19 protein-coding genes are annotated in these 18,892 nt (G+C 72.5%); 4 read left to right on the forward strand and 15 right to left on the reverse strand.

Annotated elements, in window-relative coordinates; all coding sequences use genetic code 11:
• The first annotated feature begins 134 nt into the window (after positions 1-134).
• Positions 135-1,352 (forward strand): class I SAM-dependent methyltransferase, encoded by a 1,218-nt coding sequence (locus tag NI26_RS14715; protein WP_066656946.1) that lies wholly within the window; start codon positions 135-137, stop codon positions 1,350-1,352.
• A 168-nt stretch (positions 1,353-1,520) separates the two neighbouring features.
• Here the strand turns inward: NI26_RS14715 and NI26_RS14720 are convergent, their stop codons facing one another.
• The 4 genes from NI26_RS14720 to tsaB form a co-directional block, all read right to left on the reverse strand.
• Positions 1,521-2,297 carry a DUF4190 domain-containing protein gene (locus tag NI26_RS14720; RefSeq protein WP_066656948.1) on the reverse strand — a complete coding sequence of 259 codons (777 nt, stop codon included), beginning with the start codon at positions 2,295-2,297 and terminating at the stop codon, positions 1,521-1,523.
• A gap of 104 nt (positions 2,298-2,401) precedes the next feature.
• Positions 2,402-3,457, reverse strand: coding sequence for a tRNA (adenosine(37)-N6)-threonylcarbamoyltransferase complex transferase subunit TsaD (tsaD, locus tag NI26_RS14725; protein ID WP_200884118.1), 1,056 nt, complete (start codon positions 3,455-3,457; stop codon positions 2,402-2,404).
• On the reverse strand, positions 3,444-3,986 hold the full coding sequence (rimI, locus tag NI26_RS14730; RefSeq protein ID WP_235426394.1) for a ribosomal protein S18-alanine N-acetyltransferase: 543 nt from the start codon (positions 3,984-3,986) through the stop codon (positions 3,444-3,446). Before rimI ends, tsaD begins: the two co-directional genes overlap by 14 nt.
• Complete coding sequence (gene tsaB / locus NI26_RS14735; RefSeq protein ID WP_066656957.1) at positions 3,983-4,606, reverse strand: tRNA (adenosine(37)-N6)-threonylcarbamoyltransferase complex dimerization subunit type 1 TsaB; 624 nt, start codon at positions 4,604-4,606, stop codon at positions 3,983-3,985. The genes rimI and tsaB overlap by 4 nt, the downstream gene beginning before the upstream one ends.
• Positions 4,607-4,687: 81 nt before the next feature.
• Here tsaB and NI26_RS14740 point away from each other — a divergent pair, with 81 nt between their 5' ends.
• Positions 4,688-4,867, forward strand: coding sequence for a hypothetical protein (locus tag NI26_RS14740; RefSeq protein WP_066656960.1), 180 nt, complete (start codon positions 4,688-4,690; stop codon positions 4,865-4,867).
• A 12-nt stretch (positions 4,868-4,879) separates the two neighbouring features.
• Here the strand turns inward: NI26_RS14740 and tsaE are convergent, their stop codons facing one another.
• Genes tsaE through glmS form a run of 5 tightly spaced genes read right to left on the reverse strand, consistent with a single transcriptional unit; the run spans position 4,880 to position 9,877 of the window.
• Positions 4,880-5,392, reverse strand: a complete 513-nt coding sequence (tsaE, locus tag NI26_RS14745; protein ID WP_066656963.1) for a tRNA (adenosine(37)-N6)-threonylcarbamoyltransferase complex ATPase subunit type 1 TsaE — start codon at positions 5,390-5,392, stop codon at positions 4,880-4,882.
• Positions 5,389-6,549 carry an alanine racemase gene (alr, locus tag NI26_RS16980; RefSeq protein WP_066656967.1) on the reverse strand — a complete coding sequence of 387 codons (1,161 nt, stop codon included), beginning with the start codon at positions 6,547-6,549 and terminating at the stop codon, positions 5,389-5,391. The genes tsaE and alr (NI26_RS16980) overlap by 4 nt, the downstream gene beginning before the upstream one ends.
• Positions 6,546-7,649 carry an alanine racemase gene (gene alr / locus NI26_RS14755; RefSeq protein WP_066656970.1) on the reverse strand — a complete coding sequence of 368 codons (1,104 nt, stop codon included), beginning with the start codon at positions 7,647-7,649 and terminating at the stop codon, positions 6,546-6,548. Before alr (NI26_RS14755) ends, alr (NI26_RS16980) begins: the two co-directional genes overlap by 4 nt.
• Entirely contained in the window at positions 7,646-8,020 is a 375-nt protein-coding gene (locus tag NI26_RS14760) for a holo-ACP synthase (protein ID WP_066656973.1), read from the reverse strand. Before NI26_RS14760 ends, alr (NI26_RS14755) begins: the two co-directional genes overlap by 4 nt.
• A gap of 9 nt (positions 8,021-8,029) precedes the next feature.
• Entirely contained in the window at positions 8,030-9,877 is a 1,848-nt protein-coding gene (gene glmS / locus NI26_RS14765; protein ID WP_066656976.1) for a glutamine--fructose-6-phosphate transaminase (isomerizing), read from the reverse strand.
• Positions 9,878-9,947: 70 nt separating this feature from the next.
• Between glmS and NI26_RS14770 the strand changes: the two genes are divergently transcribed.
• Positions 9,948-10,433, forward strand: coding sequence for a glutathione peroxidase (locus tag NI26_RS14770; protein WP_066656978.1), 486 nt, complete (start codon positions 9,948-9,950; stop codon positions 10,431-10,433).
• Positions 10,434-10,556: 123 nt separating this feature from the next.
• Positions 10,557-11,501 carry a type I pantothenate kinase gene (coaA, locus tag NI26_RS14775; RefSeq protein WP_066656980.1) on the forward strand — a complete coding sequence of 315 codons (945 nt, stop codon included), beginning with the start codon at positions 10,557-10,559 and terminating at the stop codon, positions 11,499-11,501.
• A 150-nt stretch (positions 11,502-11,651) separates the two neighbouring features.
• Here the strand turns inward: coaA and glmM are convergent, their stop codons facing one another.
• The 6 genes from glmM to NI26_RS14805 form a co-directional block, all read right to left on the reverse strand.
• On the reverse strand, positions 11,652-13,028 hold the full coding sequence (glmM, locus tag NI26_RS14780; RefSeq protein ID WP_066656981.1) for a phosphoglucosamine mutase: 1,377 nt from the start codon (positions 13,026-13,028) through the stop codon (positions 11,652-11,654).
• A 22-nt stretch (positions 13,029-13,050) separates the two neighbouring features.
• Positions 13,051-13,536 (reverse strand): 30S ribosomal protein S9, encoded by a 486-nt coding sequence (gene rpsI, locus NI26_RS14785; RefSeq protein ID WP_066656983.1) that lies wholly within the window; start codon positions 13,534-13,536, stop codon positions 13,051-13,053.
• A gap of 36 nt (positions 13,537-13,572) precedes the next feature.
• Positions 13,573-14,019 carry a 50S ribosomal protein L13 gene (rplM, locus tag NI26_RS14790; protein ID WP_022904636.1) on the reverse strand — a complete coding sequence of 149 codons (447 nt, stop codon included), beginning with the start codon at positions 14,017-14,019 and terminating at the stop codon, positions 13,573-13,575.
• 253 nt (positions 14,020-14,272) lie between these two features.
• Positions 14,273-17,050, reverse strand: a complete 2,778-nt coding sequence (locus NI26_RS14795; protein WP_081985123.1) for an ExeM/NucH family extracellular endonuclease — start codon at positions 17,048-17,050, stop codon at positions 14,273-14,275.
• A gap of 139 nt (positions 17,051-17,189) precedes the next feature.
• Positions 17,190-17,936, reverse strand: coding sequence for an MBL fold metallo-hydrolase (locus NI26_RS14800; RefSeq protein ID WP_066656985.1), 747 nt, complete (start codon positions 17,934-17,936; stop codon positions 17,190-17,192).
• Positions 17,933-18,865, reverse strand: a complete 933-nt coding sequence (locus tag NI26_RS14805) for a tRNA pseudouridine synthase A (protein ID WP_066656988.1) — start codon at positions 18,863-18,865, stop codon at positions 17,933-17,935. The genes NI26_RS14800 and NI26_RS14805 overlap by 4 nt, the downstream gene beginning before the upstream one ends.
• Positions 18,866-18,892 lie beyond the last annotated feature (27 nt).

The following is an 18,892-nucleotide window of genomic DNA, read 5'->3' on the forward strand; positions in this document are numbered from 1 at the left end:
CTCGGTACAGATGGGAACCGGTTGGCACTACGCACAGGAGAGTGCCAACCACAACTCTAGGGACAGTCTGGCACTCGGTCAATCCGAGTGCCAGCACGTGTCGGGCCTCCCCGGCGACCTGGGAGGATCGACGGGTGGAAGCCGCCGACCTCGCCCAGCTGCTGACCCCCGAGGGGATGGCCCTGCTCGACCGTACCCCCGGCGTCTCGGACGGGGGCGAGATCGTCCGGGTGGTCTCCCGGCTCCGTGGCGAGGGACACGACCCGGGGCTCGTGGCAGCCGTGCTGACCCAGGCGAAGCTCCGCCAGAAGGCCCGCGCGAAGTTCGGGGACTTCGCCGCGCGGATGCTCTTCACCGAGGCCGGCCTCGAACAGGCCACCCGACTGCAGGTCGCCGCGCAGCACGCCGGTCGCTTCGCCGCCGCCGGTCTGACCCGGGTCGCGGACCTCGGCTGCGGGATCGGTGGCGACGCCATGGCGATGGCCGCGCTCGACCTCGACGTCACCGCCGTCGACCGCGACGAGGTGACCGCGGCGGTCGCGACGCACAACCTCGCGCTCTGGCCGAACGCCCGGGTCGAGCTCGGCGACGCGGCCGCCTTCGACCTGTCCCGGGTCGACGGCGTCTGGATGGACCCCGCGCGACGCACGGCCGGGCACGCGAACACGAGGCGCCTGGCCGACCCGGACGACTGGTCGCCGTCGCTCGACACCGTGTTCGCCGCCGCGACGACGACCCCGACGGGCGTGAAGCTCGGCCCGGGCATCGACCGCGACCTGATCCCGGACACGCTCGAGGCGCAGTGGGTGTCCGTCGACCGCGAGGTCGTCGAGCTCGTTCTGTGGTCCGGGCCCCTCGCCCGTGACGGTGTCCGGCGCGCGGCCACCGTCATCGGCGGTCACGGCATCGCCGAGCTCACCGGCCCGGCGGACGCCGAGGACGTCGAGGTCGGTCCCGTCGGCGCCTACCTGTACGAGCCGGACGGCGCCGTCATCCGTGGGCGGTTGATCGGTGACCTGGCGCGGTCCATCGGAGGCCGGATGCTCTCCGAGGGCATCGCGTACGTCACGTCGGACCGTGCCGTGACGACGCCGTTCGCGCAGGGGTTCCGGGTGCTGGACACGATGCCCCTCGACGTGAAGCAGCTGTCGGCACGCCTGGCGGCGGAGGACGTCGGCACCGTCGAGATCAAGAAGCGCGGCGTCGACGTCGACCCGGCGCAGTTCCGGAAGCGGTTGCGGCTGCGGGGGCGGCGGTCGGTGACGCTCGTGCTCACCCGTCTGGAGGGACGGCACACCGCGCTCCTGTGCGAGCGCCTCACCGACGTGGCCGGCTCGGCCGCGGGGCGGTAGCGGGGCGGTAGCGGGGCACGAGGCTGCGCGGGCGGTCGGCGCGAGGCGCTCTCGCTGTCGCTGTCGCTGTCGCTGTCGTGTTCACGTCCGCGGCAGCGACAGACCCCCGCCGAACATCGGCGGGGGTCTGTCGATCTCGCGGAACGGAGCCGTGCAGCGCGGCGCGGGTCAGCGGATGAAGGCGCCCGAGTCGTAGCCGTACGGGTCGGAGGACGAGTGGCTCGACGCGATCGCGATGATGAAGATCACCGCGAAGAGCACGTAGAGCCCGGTCAGCACCCACCCGCCGATGACCCCGGCGAGGGCCAGTCCACGGCCACCCTCACCCGTCTGCTTGATCTTCCCGAGGGCGATGTGCCCCATGATCGCGCCGGCGGGGCTCGTGAGGATCACGATCGGCCAGATGACGACCCCGGCGAACGCGAACACGATCGACAGGATCGCCAGGGTGTTCGTCTTCGGGCGCTGGGCGTACGGCTGGTACCCGCTCGTGGCGTACGGCGACGCGTAGGGGTTCCCGCCCTGCTGCGGCGCGTAGGGGTTCTGCTGGGGGCTCGAGGCCGCGTACGGGTTGCCCTGGTGCGACTGCTGCGCGTACGGGTTGCCCTGCTGCGACTGCTGCGCGTACGGGTTGCCCTGCTGGGACTGCTGCGCGTAGGGGTTGCCCTGCTGCGACTGCGGTGCGTACGGGTTGTGCTGGGGCCCCGAGGCCGCGTGCGGGTTGCCCTGCTGGGACTGCTGCGCGTACGGGTTGCCCGACGGCTGCTGGCCCTGACCGTACGGGGCGCCCGACGCCTGCTGGCCCTGGCCGTACGGGGTGCCCTGCGACGGCTGCGCGGAGGGGTTCGCGGGCTGCTGGCTGCCCGACTGCCCGTCCTGCTGCTGCCGGCCGTCGTCTCCCCCGCTCGACTCGCCCGGCTTCGGCCACTGGTTCTGATCGGACACCGTCCACCCCTCCCGGCACCCGGTCGGTCGGTGCCTGCTGAGCATCCTCCCACACGGGCCGGGAGCCGGTTCAGGCGTCGGCGTGCGCCACCCGGCCGCGCGACTCAGACCTGGACGGTCGTCACCGGCAGCGTGGAGTCCGCCGCGATGCCGAGGTCGCTCGGCGCGTGCCCCTCTGCCACCAGGCGCGCACCGACCGCGGCGATCATGGCCCCGTTGTCGGTGCAGAGGTCGAACGGTGGGATCCGCAGCGCGACCCCGGCGGCAGCGCAGCGTTCCTCGGCGACGGCGCGCAACCGTGCGTTCGCGACGACCCCACCCCCGAGCAGCAGGCGGTCGACACCGGTGTCCCGGCACGCGGCGAGCGCCTTCGTGAGGAGCACGTCGACGACGGCCTCGCGGAACGACGCCGCGACGTCGGCGACGGGGACCTCGCGGCCCTCGTCCCGGCACTTCTCGACCCACCGCGCGACGGCGGTCTTCAGCCCGGAGAACGAGAAGTCGTACCGGTGCTGCGCCATGTCCTTCGGCAGCGTCAGGCCGCGCGGGAACCGGATCGCGGTCGGGTCGCCCTCCGCTGCCGCCCGGTCGATCTGCGGCCCGCCCGGGTAGGGCAGTCCGAGCAGGCGTGCGACCTTGTCGAACGCCTCGCCGGCCGCGTCGTCGATCGTCTCGCCGAGCAGTTCGACGTCGCCGACCAGGTCCCGCACGAGCAGCAGCGACGTGTGGCCGCCGGACACGAGCAGCGCCACGGTCGGCAGCTCGATCGCGCTGCCGTCCGCACGCAGGACGTCCGCACCGACGTGCCCGACCAGGTGGTTCACGCCGTACAGCGGCTTGCCCGTCGCGACCGCCAGTGCCTTGGCTGCGCCCACCCCGACCATCAGGGCACCGGCGAGCCCCGGGCCGGCGGTCACGGCGACGGCGTCGAGCTCGTCGAGCGTGACACCCGCGCGGTCGAGGGCCTCGTGCAGGGTCGGGGTCATGGCCTCGAGGTGCGCCCGTGCGGCCACCTCGGGCACGACGCCGCCGTAGCGGGCGTGCTCGTCCATGCTCGACGCGATGACGTTGGCGAGCAGGGTGGTCCCGCGGACGATGCCCACGCCGGTCTCGTCACAGCTCGTCTCGATGCCGAGCACCAGGGGTTCAGTCGCGCTCACCGAGGGTCTCCTGTCCGATCGGTCCGACACCGGTGGACGCACCGGGGGTGACGGGGAGCTCCGCCCGCATCACCCACGCGTCGACACCGTCGGGCTGGTAGTAGCGGGGCCGCACGGCGATGCGCTCGAACCCGGCAGCGGTGTACATCGCCTGCGCCACGGGGTTGTCGGCGCGCACCTCGAGGAACACCTCGTGCACCTCACGCCGTCGGGCCTCGTCGAGGAGCTCCGTGAAGAGCACCTTCCCGATGCCCCGGCCCCGCTGCTCGGCAGCGACCGCGATGGTCTGCACGTCGGCGACGGGGTTGCCCGCGAGCGAGGACAGCCCGGCGTAGCCGACGACCGTCGGGGCGCCGTCCTCGGTCGTCTCGACCACGACGTAGTACCCGTGCGGGGACCACAGCTCCCCCGCCATCTGCGACGAGGTCCAGGCGTCCGTCGGGAACGACGTGTGCTCGAGGAACATGACGTCGTCGAGGTCCTGCGGGACCGCGCGGCGCAGCCGCAGGCCGGCGGGCAGTCCGGTCACCGGACGACCCGCTTCGGGGCCCCCGGCACGGTGACGTCGGGGTCACGCAGGTAGAGGGGGGTGTCGTCGGCGAAGGGCGCGCCGGAGGCGAGCCGGTCTGCTGCCAGCGACCCGAGCCTCCCGGCCGGGACGGTCGTGACGGTCTCGCGGGGCCAGTCGACGGCCTCCGGACGGGAGGCGCGGATCGCCTCGTCCAGGTCCGCCGGCTTCGCGAGTCCGGGACCGGCGACCCGCGTGCCGGTCTCGTCGTGGGCGCTCCAGTAGACCTCGCGGCGGCGCGCGTCCGTCAGGACGACGACGGGGTGCCGCTGCAGGTCGGCCGCGATCGCGTCGTGGCTGACGAGCGGGAGGAGGGGGACGCCGCGGGCGGCGGCGAAGGTGCGCGCGGCGGCGATCCCGACGCGCAGGCCGGTGAAGGGGCCGGGGCCCGTGCCGGCGACCACCCCGGTGACGTCGGCACCGGTGACGTCGGCCTCGGCGAGCACCTCGGCGAGGAACGGGCCGATCACCTCGGCGTGCCGGCGGGAGTCGTCGGTGCTGCGCTCGGCGAGCACACGACCGCTGGCCGGGTCGACGACGGCGACCGAGGTGCCGGCGGACGTGTCGATGGCGAGGAGCACGCGTCCATCGTAGGCGCGATCGGGACGGCGGACGGTGGCGTAGTGTCCGGTGATGTTCCACCAGCACGAGGGAGGTCACCGATGCCCTGGACACCGCGCACGGCAGCGCACCGCGATCCCGAGCAGTGGCGCCGTCGGGGCCTGCTGCCGCCCGCGGACGTCGACGCGCTCGTGCACGCCCGACTCGGGTGGTTGCCGGTCGACGACCCGGCCTACGCCGACTTCTTCATCGACCCGACCACCTCGGTGCGGTCGGGCTGACCCGGCGATCCGTCAGAGCGTGACGTCCGCCCAGCGCGGCCCGGTCGCGGTGACGATCACCCGTCGGGGCTCGTCGGGAACGTCGTCGGGGTCGAGGTCGTCGGCGTCGCCGTCGGGCGCGTCCGCTCCCGTCGCACGGACGATCTCCACGTCGAGGATGCTGTCCGCGATGCCGTCGACGAAGCCCCGGCCCCACTCGACCACCACGACCGAGGCGTCCCAGTCGAGGTCGAGGTCGTCGAGCTCCACGGGGTCGCTCAACCGGTAGGCGTCGACGTGGACCAGGTCCGGGCCGGTCGTCGTCGGGTGGGTCCGGGCGAGGACGAAGGTGGGGCTCGACACCTGCCCCCGCGCGCCGAGCGCGGCCCCGAGGCCACGCGTGAGCGTCGTCTTGCCCGCACCGAGCGGCCCGGTCAGCACGACGAGGTCGCCGGCACGCAGGACACGTGCGAGCCGCGCACCGAGCACACCCATCTCGTCGGTCGTCGACACCGTCGTGTCGAGCAGCACCCGGGCGTCCGTCACGGCTGCTCCCGCAGGTAGTCGCCGACCCGGCCCTCGACCTGGTGCCCGACGACCTCGCGCGGGACGCGGGCCCCGATCCGGCAGGTCACCTCTTCCCCGATGGTGCCGAGCGCCTCGCCCCACTCGAGGACGGTCATCTCGCCGTGCTCCCCCGTGCCGAACAGCACGACCTCGTCGCCGACGCGGACCTCGTCGTCGCCGACGTCGACCAGGAACTGGTCCATCGCGACGCGACCGGCGACCGGGTACCGCTTCCCGCCGATCGTCACCTCGACGCGGCCCTGCGCACGACGCGGCACCCCGTCCGCGTAGCCCACGGGCACGAGCGCCAGGGTGGTCTCCGACGTGGTGCGGTACGTGTAGTCGTAGGAGACGCCGGTGTCGACCGGGACCCGCTTCGTCTTCGCGACCGAGGCCGTGAGCGTCATCACCGGCTCGAGCCCGAGGTCGGCGGCGGACACGCCCTCGGCACCCGGGATGCCGAGCAGGTTCGCGCCCATCCGCACCATGTCCTTGCGGAACTCCTTCCGCTCGAGCCCGGCGAGCGAGGCCGCGACGTGCTCCATCGGCAGGTCGAGCCCGAGGTCCTCCGCGGTCTCGACGGCCCGGTCGAACACGGCGACCGCGGCGCTGTCGTCGTCGTCCGACGACTCCGCGAGGTGCGTGTACGCCGCGACGACCTCGATCCGGCCGGCGCGCTGCGCGTCGACCGCGAGTGCCACCAGCTCCGGCCAGGCGTCCGCGGTCGCGCCGTCGCGGTGCAGGCCGGAGTCGACGCCGAGGTGGACCCGTGCCGGGCGCTGGTCGACGGCGTCGACGACCCGCTGCAGCTCGGCGACGTTCGAGACGCCGAGGTCGATCGCCGAGTCGACGGCGTCGCGGAAGTCGAGCGCCGGGTCGTGCTGCCAGGTGAACAGGTGCACGTCCTCGCCGACGCCGATCGCCCGGAGGCGCAGCGCGGCCGGCACGGTCAGCACGCCGATCCAGCGGATGCCGGCGTCGACGGCCGCGAGCGCGATCGGCTCGAGACCGTGCCCGTAGGCGTCGGCCTTCATGATCGCCATGACCTCGACCGGGTGCATCCACTCGCGCACGAGGTCGAGGTTCGACCGGTAGGCGTCGAGGTCGATCCGGGCCCGACGAAGGGGGGCGTTCACGTCGTCCTCCGTTCCACGCTGCGGCCGACCCTGGCGACCACCTCGTAGTTGATGGTGTCGATCGCCGCTGCCCAGTCCTCGACCGCGGGGTCGCCGTCCGCCGGGTCGCCCCAGAGCACGACCTCGTCGCCCACCCGGACGTCGGCGTCGCCGATGTCGATGTGCATGGCGTTCATCGCGACGCGGCCGACGACGGGGAACTCCCGGTCGCCGATGCGCACCGACACCCGGTTGCCGAGGTCGCGGTCGAAGCCGTCGGCGTACCCGAGGCCGATCACCGCGAGCCGGGTGTCCGTCGCTGCACGCCAGGTGTAGCCGTAGCTGACGCCGTCGCCCGCGGCCACCGGGACGGTCCGCAGCACCGCGGCGGTCACGCGCATCGCCGGGCGGAGCCCGAGGTCGGCCGAGGTGCGGTCGGCGAAGGGGCTGAGCCCGTAGAGCGCGAGCCCGACCCGTGCGGCGTCGTGGCGCGTCTCCGGCACCGCGATGCCCGCGGCGCTCGCGGCGAGGTGCACGATCTCCGGCACGATGCCGTTCGCCGCCAGGCCGTCGAGCGCCCGCTGGAGCGCGGCGTCCTGGTCGAGGTCGTCGGCACGCGACGCGTTCGACAGGTGGGACATGAGGCCCTCGACGCGGGTGCGCCCGCCGGACCGGGCGATCCGCCCGGCGGTGTCGAAGAGCTCGGCCCACTCGGACTCGACCGCGCCGTTCCGGCTCAGCCCGGTGTCGACGCAGACGTGCACCGCGGGCACCTCGGAGTCGGCCGCGGCCGCGAGCTGGGACACGCTCGACACCGCCGGGGTGACGTCGTACTGCGCGGCGCGGCGGAAGTCCTCGTCCGGGGCGTGCAGCCACGCCAGGATCCGGACGCCCTCGTCGATGCCGGCGCGGCGGAGCGCGATGCCCTCCTCGACGTCGGCGACCCCGAGCCACTCGGCACCGGCGTCGACGAACGCCCGTGCGGCGTCGACCGCACCGTGCCCGTACGCGTTCGCCTTGACGACCGCGATGACACCCGCCGGCGCCACCTGCTCGGACACCGTGGCGTAGTTCGCGATGAGGGCCTCGCGGTCGACCGTGATCCCCGTGAACGCGCTCATGCGCCCCCTCCTTCGATGACGACGAACGCCGTCGCGATCCCGCCGTCGTGCGACAGCGACAGGTGGACGTCCGTCACACCCCGGTCCGATGCCACCCGACGAGCGCCCTCGTGCAGCGTGAGCGACGGGTTCCGCTGGTCGTCCGACACGACCTCGAGGTCCTGCCAGCTGAGCCCGGCACTGGACCCGAACGCCTTGATGAGGGCTTCCTTCGCCGCGAACCGGGCCGCGAGCGACGACACCGGTCGGGGCTCCCCGTCGCGCAGCTGCTCGGCCGGGGTGAACAGCCGCGTCCGGAGCGCCGGGGTGCGTTCGAGCACACCCCGGAACCGCTCCGTGTCGACGACGTCGACCCCGATGCCGATGATCACGACGCGGGCCTACTCGACGGTGACCGACTTCGCCAGGTTGCGCGGCTGGTCGACGTCGAGCCCCTTGGCGGCGGCGAGCTCCATGCCGAACATGTGCAGCGGCGCGACGGCCAGCAGCGGCTCGAACAGCGGCGTGGCGAGCGGGATCCGCAGGACCTCGTCCGCGAAGGGCAGCACGGCGGCGTCTCCTTCTTCGGCGATCGCGATCACCCGGGCACCGCGGGCGCGGATCTCCTGGATGTTCGAGACCACCTTCGGGTGCAGCGAACGCGGGTCGCGCGGCGACGGCACGATCACGAAGACGATCTGCCCCGGCTCGATGAGTGCGATCGGGCCGTGCTTGAGCTCGCCGGCGGCGAAGCCCTCGGCGTGGATGTACGCGAGCTCCTTGAGCTTGAGGGCCCCCTCGAGCGCGATCGGGTACCCGACGTGGCGGCCGAGGAACAGCACGCTCCGGGTGTCCGCCATCCACTTCGCCAGCTCGGCGACACCGGACGCGTCGTCGATGGTCTGCTGGAGCTTCGGTGCGAGGCCCTCGAGCTCGCTGACCTGCTCGGCGATCTGCTCGGCCGTGAGCGTGCCCTTGAGCGTGGCGAGGTGCAGCCCGAGCAGGTACAGCGCGACGCCCTGGGCGATGAAGGCCTTGGTCGACGCGACGGCGACCTCGGGGCCGGCGTGCGTGTAGATCACCGCGTCGGACTCGCGCGGGATGGTGGCGCCCTGCGTGTTGCAGATCGAGAGCACCTGCGCACCCTGCTCGCGGGCGTACTTGACGGCCATGAGCGTGTCCATGGTCTCGCCCGACTGGCTGATCGAGACGACGAGGGTGCGGTCGCTCAGCACCGGGTCGCGGTAGCGGAACTCGTGGGCGAGCTCGACCTCGACGGGGACGCGTGCCCACTGCTCGATGGCGTACTTGCCGAGGATGCCGGCGTACGCCGCCGTGCCGCACGCGATCACGATGACACGGTCGACCTGCTGCAGCCGATCGGCGATCGGGTCGAGGTCGGTCAGCGTCACGGCACCGTCGTGCACGCGACCGAGGATCGTCTTGGCGACGGCCTCGGGCTCCTCGCTGATCTCCTTGGCCATGAAGGAGCTCCAGCCGCCCTTGTCCGCGGCGGAGGCGTCCCAGCTGACCTCGAACTCCTCGGGGGTCGCCGGCGAGCCGTCGAAGTGCACGACCTCGACGCCGTCGGGACGGATCGTCGCGATCTCGTCCTGGCCGATCGCGAGGGCGCGCTGCGTGTAGGCGACGAAGGCCGCGACGTCGGAGCCCATGAAGTTCTCGCCGTCACCGAGGCCCACGACGAGCGGCGAGTTGCGGCGCGCACCGACGACGACGCCCGGCTGGTCGGCGTGCACGACGAGGAGCGTGAAGGCACCCTCGAGCCGCTGCACGACCTGCTGCATGGCAGCGGTCAGGCCCCCGGTCTCGCGGAACGCACGACCGACGAGGTGCGCGGCGACCTCGGAGTCGGTCTCGCTGGTGAACTCGACGCCCTCGGCGACGAGCTCCTGCTTCAGCTCGGAGAAGTTCTCGATGATGCCGTTGTGGATGAGCGCGAGCTTGCCGCCGTCCGCCAGGTGCGGGTGGGCGTTGCCGTCGGTCGGGCCGCCGTGGGTCGCCCAGCGGGTGTGCCCGATGCCGGTGGCGCCGTCGGCGATCGGGTGCGACTCGAGCTCCTCGACCAGGGCCTGCAGCTTGCCGGCCTTCTTCGCCGAGACGAGGTCACCCGGCCGGTCGACGACGGCGATGCCCGCCGAGTCGTAGCCGCGGTACTCGAGACGACGGAGACCACCGAGGAGGACCTCCTGGCTGCTCTTGCTGCCGACGTAGCCCACGATTCCACACATGCGCACGATCCTACGGTCTGGCTGGAGATCAACCCTGCAAGTGGGCAGGAGTGGGGATACCGTTCGGGACATGGGACGCTTCGACGACATCGAGATCACCACGCTGCACGGGGAGCACACCACCTTCGCGCAGTTCTCGGACCGGGCCGTCCTCGTCGTGAACGTCGCCTCGCGCTGCGGACTCGCGCCGCAGTACGAGCAGCTCGAGGCCCTGCAGCAGACGTACGGCGACCGCGGCTTCACGGTCCTCGGCTTCCCGAGCAACCAGTTCCTGCAGGAACTCGGCTCGTCCGAGGCGATCGACGAGTACTGCTCCACCACCTGGGGTGTGACCTTCCCGATGTCCGAGAAGGTGAAGGTGAACGGCAGGGGCGCCCACCCGCTCTACCAGGCACTCAAGGAGACGCCCGACGCCTCCGGCAAGGCCGGCCGGGTGAGCTGGAACTTCGAGAAGTTCCTCGTCGCCCCCGATGGCTCCGTCACGCGCTTCCGTCCGACCACGAAGCCGGACGCCCCCGAGGTCGTCGCCGCCATCGAGGCGGCCCTGCCGGCCTGACGGTCACCGTCCGCACGACGGGTCGCGTCCTGCGGACACGCACCGGGCACCGGACGGGAGGCGCGGATCACCGCAGCCGGTCCACGCACGTCCGCCGCGCCTCCCGTCTGTACGCTCGTGCCCATGCCGATCACGGAAGCCACCGTCGCGCACCCGACCCCGTTCGTGGAGATCCCGCGCGACGAGTGGTCCCAGCTCGCACCGAAGGAGCACCTGTCGCTCACCGAGACCGAGATCGTGCAGCTGCGCGGCCTCGGCGACCGGCTCGACATGCAGGAGGTCCAGGAGGTCTACCTGCCGCTCTCCCGCCTGCTGACGCTGTACGCGGCCGGCGCCAGGGACCTGCACGCCGAGACGAGCCGCTTCCTCGGTGAGCGGGCCGGCCGGACGCCCTTCGTGATCGGTGTCGCCGGGTCGGTGGCGGTCGGCAAGTCGACCGTCGCGCGCCTGCTCCGCGAGCTCACGAAGCGCTGGCCGGACACCCCGCGGGTCGAACTCGTGACCACCGACGGCTTCCTGTACCCGAACGCCGAGCTCGAGCGCCGCGGGATCATGGACCGCAAGGGCTTCCCGGAGTCGTACGACCGTCGTGCGCTGCTGCGGTTCGTCAGCCAGGTGAAGAGCGGAGCGGCCGAGGTGCGTGCGCCGTTCTACTCGCACCTCGTCTACGACATCGTCCCCGACGCCGAGATCGTCGTGCGGCAGCCGGACGTCCTCATCGTCGAGGGCCTCAACGTGCTCGCGCCGCCGGTGCACGGGCGGCTCGCGCTGTCCGACCTGTTCGACTTCACGATCTACGTCGACGCGAAGACCAAGGACATCGAGTCCTGGTACGTCGACCGGTTCCTCGCCCTGCAGGAGGAGGCGTTCTCGAGCCCGGACTCGTTCTTCCACCGCTTCGCCTCGCTGTCGCGCGAGGACGCGGTCCGGACCGCGACCGAGGTCTGGCGGGCGATCAACGAGCCGAACCTGCTCGAGAACGTGCTGCCCACGCGCTCCCGGGCGACGCTCGTGCTCAAGAAGGGCGCGAACCACAAGGTCAACTCGGTGCTGCTCCGCAAGATCTGACGCGAGCGGTGGGCGAGGCCGCCGTGCCGCCTCTGTCGTCCCGCGGCGCGACCTGCTCGCGAACAACCGGAAGCGGCTCGCGCCACGTGATCACGTGGCGCGAGCCGCTTCCGGTTGTTCCGACGACCCGGGACGTCGCGTGCGAGTGCCCTACGCGGCCGCGTCGATCGCCAGCCGGTCGCGCACGACGGCGGCCAGCTCCTCGGCGACCCGCTGCGCATCCTCCTGCGACGCCGCCTCGACCATCACGCGGACGACGGGCTCGGTGCCCGACGGGCGCAGCAGCACCCGACCGGCGTCGCCGAGGGCTTCGGTCGCCGCGGCGATCGCGTCCTGCACGCCCTGGTCGTCCAGCCCGTGGCGGTCGACACCGCGCACGTTGAGGAGCACCTGCGGGAAGACGGTCATGCACGACGCGAGCTCCTGCAGGCTCTTGCCCGTGCGGGCCATCTCGGCCACCAGGTGCAGGCCCGTCAGCACGCCGTCGCCGGTGGTGGCGTAGTCGTTGAAGATGATGTGGCCGGACTGCTCGCCACCGAGCGAGAAGCCGCCCTCGTTCATCTTCTCGAGCACGTAGCGGTCGCCCACGCCGGTCTCGAGCACCGTGATGCCCGCGTCCGCCATGGCCCGCTTGAGCCCGAGGTTCGACATGACGGTCGCGACGAGCGTGTCGTCGGCGAGCCGGCCCCGCTCCTGGAGCGAGAGCGCCAGGATCGCCATGATCTGGTCGCCGTCGACGGCGTTGCCGGCGGCGTCCACCGCGAGGCACCGGTCGGCGTCGCCGTCGTGCGCGATGCCCACGTCGGCGCCGTGCGCCAGCACCGCGGCGGCGAGGTTGTCGATGTGGGTCGAGCCCACACCGTCGTTGATGTTCATGCCGTCCGGGTCCGCGCCGATGAGCGTGACGCGAGCGCCGGCGTTGACGAAGACCTCGGGCGAGACGCCCGCGGCGGCACCGTTCGCGCAGTCGAGCACGACGTGCAGGCCGTCGAGCCGGTGCGGCAGCGTGCCGAGCAGGTGGACGACGTAGCGGTCCTCGGCGTCGGCGAAGCGGGTGATCCGGCCGACGTCGCCACCGGTGGGCGTCGGGGCGGACTGGTCGTGCATGGCCGCTTCGATGCGGTCCTCGACCTCGTCCGGCAGCTTGCGGCCGCCCGTGGCGAAGAACTTGATCCCGTTGTCGGGCGCGGGGTTGTGGGACGCGGAGATCATCACGCCGAAGTCGGCGTCGATGTCCGCGACGAGGAACGCTGCAGCGGGGGTGGGGATGACCCCGGCGTCGAGCACGTCGACACCGGCGGAGGCGAGACCGGCCGCGACCGCGGCACCCAGGAACTCACCGGAGACGCGCGGGTCGCGCGCCAGGACCGCGCGGGGGCGCGGTCGACCGGACGCCCGGCGGGCGTCCGCATGGTGTCCGTGTGTGAGCACGGCCGCGCTGGCCTGGGCGAGACCCAGAGCCAGCGCGGCCGTCAGCTCGCCGTTGGCGAGTCCACGAACACCGTCGGTACCGAACAGACGCGGCATTGCGATCGGGTTCGTCGCGCGACTAGCGCTTCGAGAACTGCGACGCCTTGCGGGCCTTCTTGAGACCGGCCTTCTTGCGCTCGATGACGCGGGCGTCACGGGTGAGGAAGCCGGCCTTCTTGAGGGTGGCGCGGTTGTTCTCGCGGTCGATCTCGTTCAGCGCACGCGCGATCGCGAGGCGGAGCGCACCGGCCTGACCCGAGGGGCCACCACCGGTGATGCGAGCGACGACGTCGTAGGCGCCGAGGAGCTCGAGCACCTTGAACGGGTCGTTGATCAGCTGCTGGTGCAGCTTGTTCGGGAAGTAGTCCTCGAGCGTGCGGCCGTTGACCGTGAACGAGCCGCCACCGGGGACGAGACGCACGCGGGCGATGGCCTCCTTGCGGCGCCCGACGGCACCGCCCGAGACGTTGAGGATCTGGCGGGGAGCGGCCTCCGAGGACGCCGGGGCGCTCTCGGTGGTGAAGCTCTCCGGGGTCTGGTCGAGGGAGTCAGCGATCTGAGCCATGAGTTTTATCAGTCCTTGAAGTCGTCGTGGCCGGAACTACTGTGCGACCTGGTCGAAGGTGTACGCCTTGGGCTGCTGCGCGGCGTGCGGGTGCTCTGCGCCGGCGTAGACCTTCAGCTTCTTGAGCTGCTCACGGCCGAGGGTGTTCTTCGGCAGCATGCCGCGGATCGCCTTCTCGACGGCGCGGGTCGGGTGCTTCTCGAGCATCTCCGGGTAGGAGGTCGCCGTGAGGCCGCCCGGGTAGCCCGAGTGACGGTAGTAGACCTTCTTCGCGAGCTTGGAGCCGGTGAGGGCGACCTTGTCCGCGTTGATGATGATGACGTAGTCACCCATGTCCATGTGCTGGGCGAAGGTGGCCTTGTGCTTGCCGCGCAGGAGCGCCGCGGCGTGAGTGGCGAGACGGCCGAGGACGACGTCGGTCGCGTCGATGACGATCCAGTCGTGCTGGACGTCTGCCGGCTTCGGGGAGAACGTACGAGTCACAGGAGTGCTGCTTTCGTGTCGAGGTGAGGAGTCCGTGAATCCCGCTCCGGTGGGTGTTCCGCGGGCGATGCTCGTGGAACTGCCCGGTGGAGGGCTCATCTGACTGTCCGGCGCACGGGGCGCACAGACCAAGGTGAGAGCCTACCCGACGCGGCTCGCCTTGTCGAACGGGGCCGTGACGGACGGGAGGCGCGGTGCCGTCCGACACCGCGCCTCCCGTCCGTCACACGGTCACGTCCGGGCCGTGGTCACCTCAGCCGAACAGTCCACGCAGCCAGCCGAACACCCCGAGCACGACACGGACGACGTCCGCGACGAAGCCACCGTGACCCGGTCCGCCCGGCTTCCCGTCACCGTGGCCGGGCTTGCCCGGCTTCCCGTCACCGTGACCCGGCTTGCCCGGGTGGTCGCCGCCGTGACCCGGCTTGCCCGGGTGGTCGCCGCCGTGGCCGGGTCCGCCTGGGGTCCCGCCGTTGCCCGGCGTGCCACCGTCACCCGGCGTCGGGGTCTCGTCCTCGGCCAGGTCGAAGCCGACCAGGATCGGGTCGTGGTCGCTCGCCCGGTACACGTCGTCGCGGTACAGGTCGGTGACGTTGTAGTCGTAGCGGCTGTACTCCAGGCCCACCGACTCGGTCGAGTTGATGTTCCAGATGTCCACGCCGGTCACGGCCTCGAGCGCCGCGGGTGAGGCCAGCACGTGGTCGAGCGAACCGCTCAGGCCGCTGAACACGTAGGAGTACTCGGTCGGGTCCTTCGCCGGCCCGAGGTCGGTGTAGCCGGCGTCGCGCAGGACGACCATCGGGTCCTCCTCGCTGTAGGCGTTGAAGTCGCCGAGCATGAACACCCTGTCCGTGCCGTACTTCTCCTGCTCGGTGGTCGAGAACGCGGCGAGCGCCGTCGCCTGTGCCACGCGGGACGCGTTCGAGGCACCCTGGCCGTCGCCCTGGTCGGCGTCCGCGCCCGAGCCGGAGCCCTTCGACTTGAAGTGGTTCGCGATCACCAGGAAGTCGTCGTCCGCGTCCCCGCCGACCGGGCGGAAGGCGTCCGCGACGGGCTGGCGGGCGTTCACGAAGGCCGGGTCGTCGAGGATGGTCGACTCGCCGACGGGTGCGACGCGGTCCTGCTTGTAGATGAGGGCGAGGCGGATGACGTCCTCGCTCGCGGGCAGCACCGCCGGGGACGGCACGTACGCCCAGGTGTCCTGGCCGGTCGCCGCGTTCAGCGCCGAGACGAGCGTGCCGACGGCGGCGTCGCGGTCCTTGCCGAACCGTGCTGAGTTCTCGATCTCCTCGAGGGAGACCACGTCGGCACCGAGGGCGTTGATCGCCTTCACGATCTTCACCTGCTGGCGCTCGAGGTCGTCGGCGTTCGCGGCGCCACGGGCGTCGCAGCCACCGCGGACGGTCACGGGGTCGCCGTCGCGGTCGGTGTAGTACGTGCAGCCGGTGAGCTGGTCGCCCGTGGTCGGGAAGTAGTTCAGCACGTTGAACCCGGCGAGCTTGAGGTCCCCACCGACGTTCTCGGGGGCCGCGGTGCGGACCTGCGAGAACGACGCGGGCAGGTCTGCCGCGGGCGTCGCACCGGTGATCGGCGACGTCGGCTGGAACTTCCAGGTGTCGTTGCGGTAGTCGAGGACGACCGGCTCCGAGAAGGTCGCTGCGGCACCGACCGTGACCGGGCCCTGCGTGAGCCAGGACACCGGGACCGACTGGTTCGCGGCGCTGAGGAAGTTCGTGCTCGCACCGTCGTCGAGGACCACCGTGCGCGCGGCGTTGTCGGCGGCGACCTCCGCGGCCTCGGCGCTGCCCGGGCGGGCGACCTCGGTCGGCTGGATCAGGCGCTTCGTGCCCGCGGCGAGCGCGATCTCGCCGTACTGGTTCGTCGTGTAGTTGTCGGCGACCGTGTAGTCGCCCTGCGGCGCGATCAGCATGCTCTCGAGCGACTCGCGCTGCGCGTCCGTGCGCGGCAGGGTCAGCGTGGCCGGGACCGGCTGCACGACGCCCGCGGCGGGGAGACCCTCGACGTCGGCGGTCGAGCCGACCTCGAGCTCGGTGAGGCCGTTGTACTCGGCGACCGTGCCCGTGAGGCGCACGGCGTCCCCGATGGCGACGCTGCCCGCGGTCGCGGCGGAGAACACGAACACGGCGTCCGACGCGGTGTGGGTGGCGAGGTCGACCGCCCCGCCCGTACCGGCGGTCTGGATCGTGTAGCCGTTCAGCCCACCCGTGGCGTAGACCGCGGTCACGACGCCCTCGGTGACGACGCGCTTCCCCACGTACGGCGACGCGGGACCCGTGCCCTGCAGCTGGGCGATCGTGACCGCTTCGGCAGGTGTGGTGGGGGTGCCCGGATCGGTGGGGGTGCCCGGGTCGGTCGGCGTCGTGCCGGACCCGCCGGAGTTCTCCGGGGTCACCGAGGAGCCCAGGGCGAAGTCCGCCGCGTTGGAGTCGGTGTCGACGGTGCCGTCGCGGTGCAGCGCGTCCGGCACGGAGTTCGCCGTCCCGGTCGGCGCGACGGCGGTCTCGAACGTGTTCGACGTGCCGTAGCCCAGCAGGTCGACGACGCCGGGCGTCCCGGTGGTGACCGAGCCGACCGGCAGCGTGAGCGCCGTGGCCTGGTCGGACAGGACGAGCGTGCCGGTCGACCCGGACGGGTTGAGGCCGGTCACGGCGTCGGGGGTGGGCAGCGCCTGGCCGTTCGTCCCGTTCGAGCCCATCTGCACGAGGTACGACCCGTGTGCGGGGACGGTACCGCTGAGCTTGCCGACCGACGGCGTGCCGGTGTTCGCGGCGGCCCGGTACTGGATCGACCACCCGTCCACGGCGACGGCGGTGTCGGTCGGGTTCGCGATCTCGACGAACTTGTTCGTGAACGGCTGGTTCGCGCTGCCGCCCTTCAGGTACGCCTCGGCGATGACGAGGCCGGCGCCCGCGGGGTCCGCGACGGCGGTGGAGACGGAGACGAGCGGGGCGGCGACGAGCGTCGCTGCCACCGTGGCGCACAGCACGGTGCGCCGCAGGAGGTTGGGCATGCTGACCTTCGGCAGGAGGAGGGGGACTCCAGCACGCTAGCGACCTGCGGGGCCACTCAGGTTTCCGGCAGGTGAACGATCCGGTCCACCCCCGTCCGGGGTGCGCAGCGTGGCGACGGGACGGTGCCCGGCGGCGCGCTCAGCCGGCGACCGGCACCCACCCGCTGCCGACCCGGTGCACGGCCGGTCCGTGCCCGGGCAGCACGATCTCCGGGATCGGCAGCGCCCGTGCGGACTCGAGCGCCGTCGCCTGGTCCGCGGTGAAGAACGGCGTGATCATGCGTGGTCGCGGCTGCCACGACCCCGGAAGCGTGTCGTGGTGCGAGACGACCGCGTCCCCGGTGACGATGGCGTTCGCGGCCGGCAACAGGTACGCGGTCGAGCCGGCCGTGTGCCCGACGGCGGGGAACGGCGTCATCGCACGCCCCGCGAAGTCGTGCGCGGTGAAGGCCCGGGCAGTGGGGACGGTCACGGGACGCAGGGCGTCGGAACCGACGGCCCGCGCCAGCCAGCGGAACGTCCGCGGTGCGGCGAGACGCCCGCCGATCTCCGCCGGCCGGACCTGCTGCCGCTGCGGCCCGCGCACGTTGTCGAGCTCGTCGGCGTGCGCCAGGACCTGCACGTGCGGGTACCGCTCGAGGATCCCCGGGATGCCCCCGACGTGGTCGACGTGCCCGTGCGTGACGTAGATGCGTCGGAGGTCGCCGAGGTCGTGCCCCGCCCAGCGCACGGTGTCGAGGACGAGCGCGGTGTCCGCGGGGTAGCCGGCGTCGATCAGCGCGACGCCGTCCTCCTCGGCGAGCACGACCCAGTTCGAGACCGGCCCCTCGACGAACACCACACCGGGTGCCACGGAGACGACGGACCGGGGCCTGCGGGAGCTCATCCCCCGACGGTACCGGCGTCCGGCTCGTCGTCCGTCCGGCGCGCACGGGTCTGCGCCGCCCGGGCCGCGAGCTCGTCGTCCCCCGGGTAGCCCACCTCGGTGAGGGTCAGACCGGCCGCGGGTGCGACCTTGAACGCGCTCGTGCGCTGCTGCGCGACCCGCAGCTCCTCGAGGCGGTCCGGGCCGAAGCGGCCCTCCCCGACGACGATGGTCGCCCCGACCATCGCCCGCACCATGGAGTGGCAGAACGCGTCGGCCTGGAGGCGCGCCACCAGCACGCCGTCCGGCTCGCGGTCCCAGCGGAACTCCTGCAGCGTCCGGATCGTGGTCGCGCCCTCGCGCGGCTTGCAGAAGGTCGCGAAGTCGTGCAGCCCGAGCAACGTCAGCGCACCGCGCTCCATCGCCGCCGGGTCCAGGCGCGTCGGGTGCCAGAGCGTGTGCCCGCGGCGACGTGGGTCGCGCGGGGCGTCGGCGTCCGCCACCCGGTACTCGTAGCGCCGCCAGAGCGGGGAGAACCGGGCGTCGAAGCCGTCCGGTGCGACCGACGCGCGCGTGACGACGACGTCGCCCGTCGCCCCGGCGAGCCCGTTCACGCGCTTGACGAGTCCGTCGAGCGAGGTGCGAGGAGGGCCGTCCGGCGACGACCGCCGCGGACGGGTGAGCGCACCCCACTGCTCCGCGGTCAGGTCGACGTGGGCGACCTGCCCGGTGGCGTGCACCCCGGCGTCCGTCCGACCGGCGACCGTCAGCTGCGGCGGCGCGCCCCACCGGGTGAAGACCGTGGCGAGCGCGGACTCGAGCGCGCCCTGCACGGTCCGCAGGCCGGGCTGCCGGGCCCAGCCGGAGAACGCGGCCCCGTCGTAGGCGACGTCCAGCCGCAGCCGCACGGCACCGCCGACACCGGCACCCGAGTCGTCCGTCCCTGCCACGGGAGCGAGCGTACCGGGGCCGGGGCG

It is taken from the genome of Curtobacterium sp. MR_MD2014, from assembly GCF_000772085.1.
Lineage (GTDB): Bacteria > Actinomycetota > Actinomycetes > Actinomycetales > Microbacteriaceae > Curtobacterium.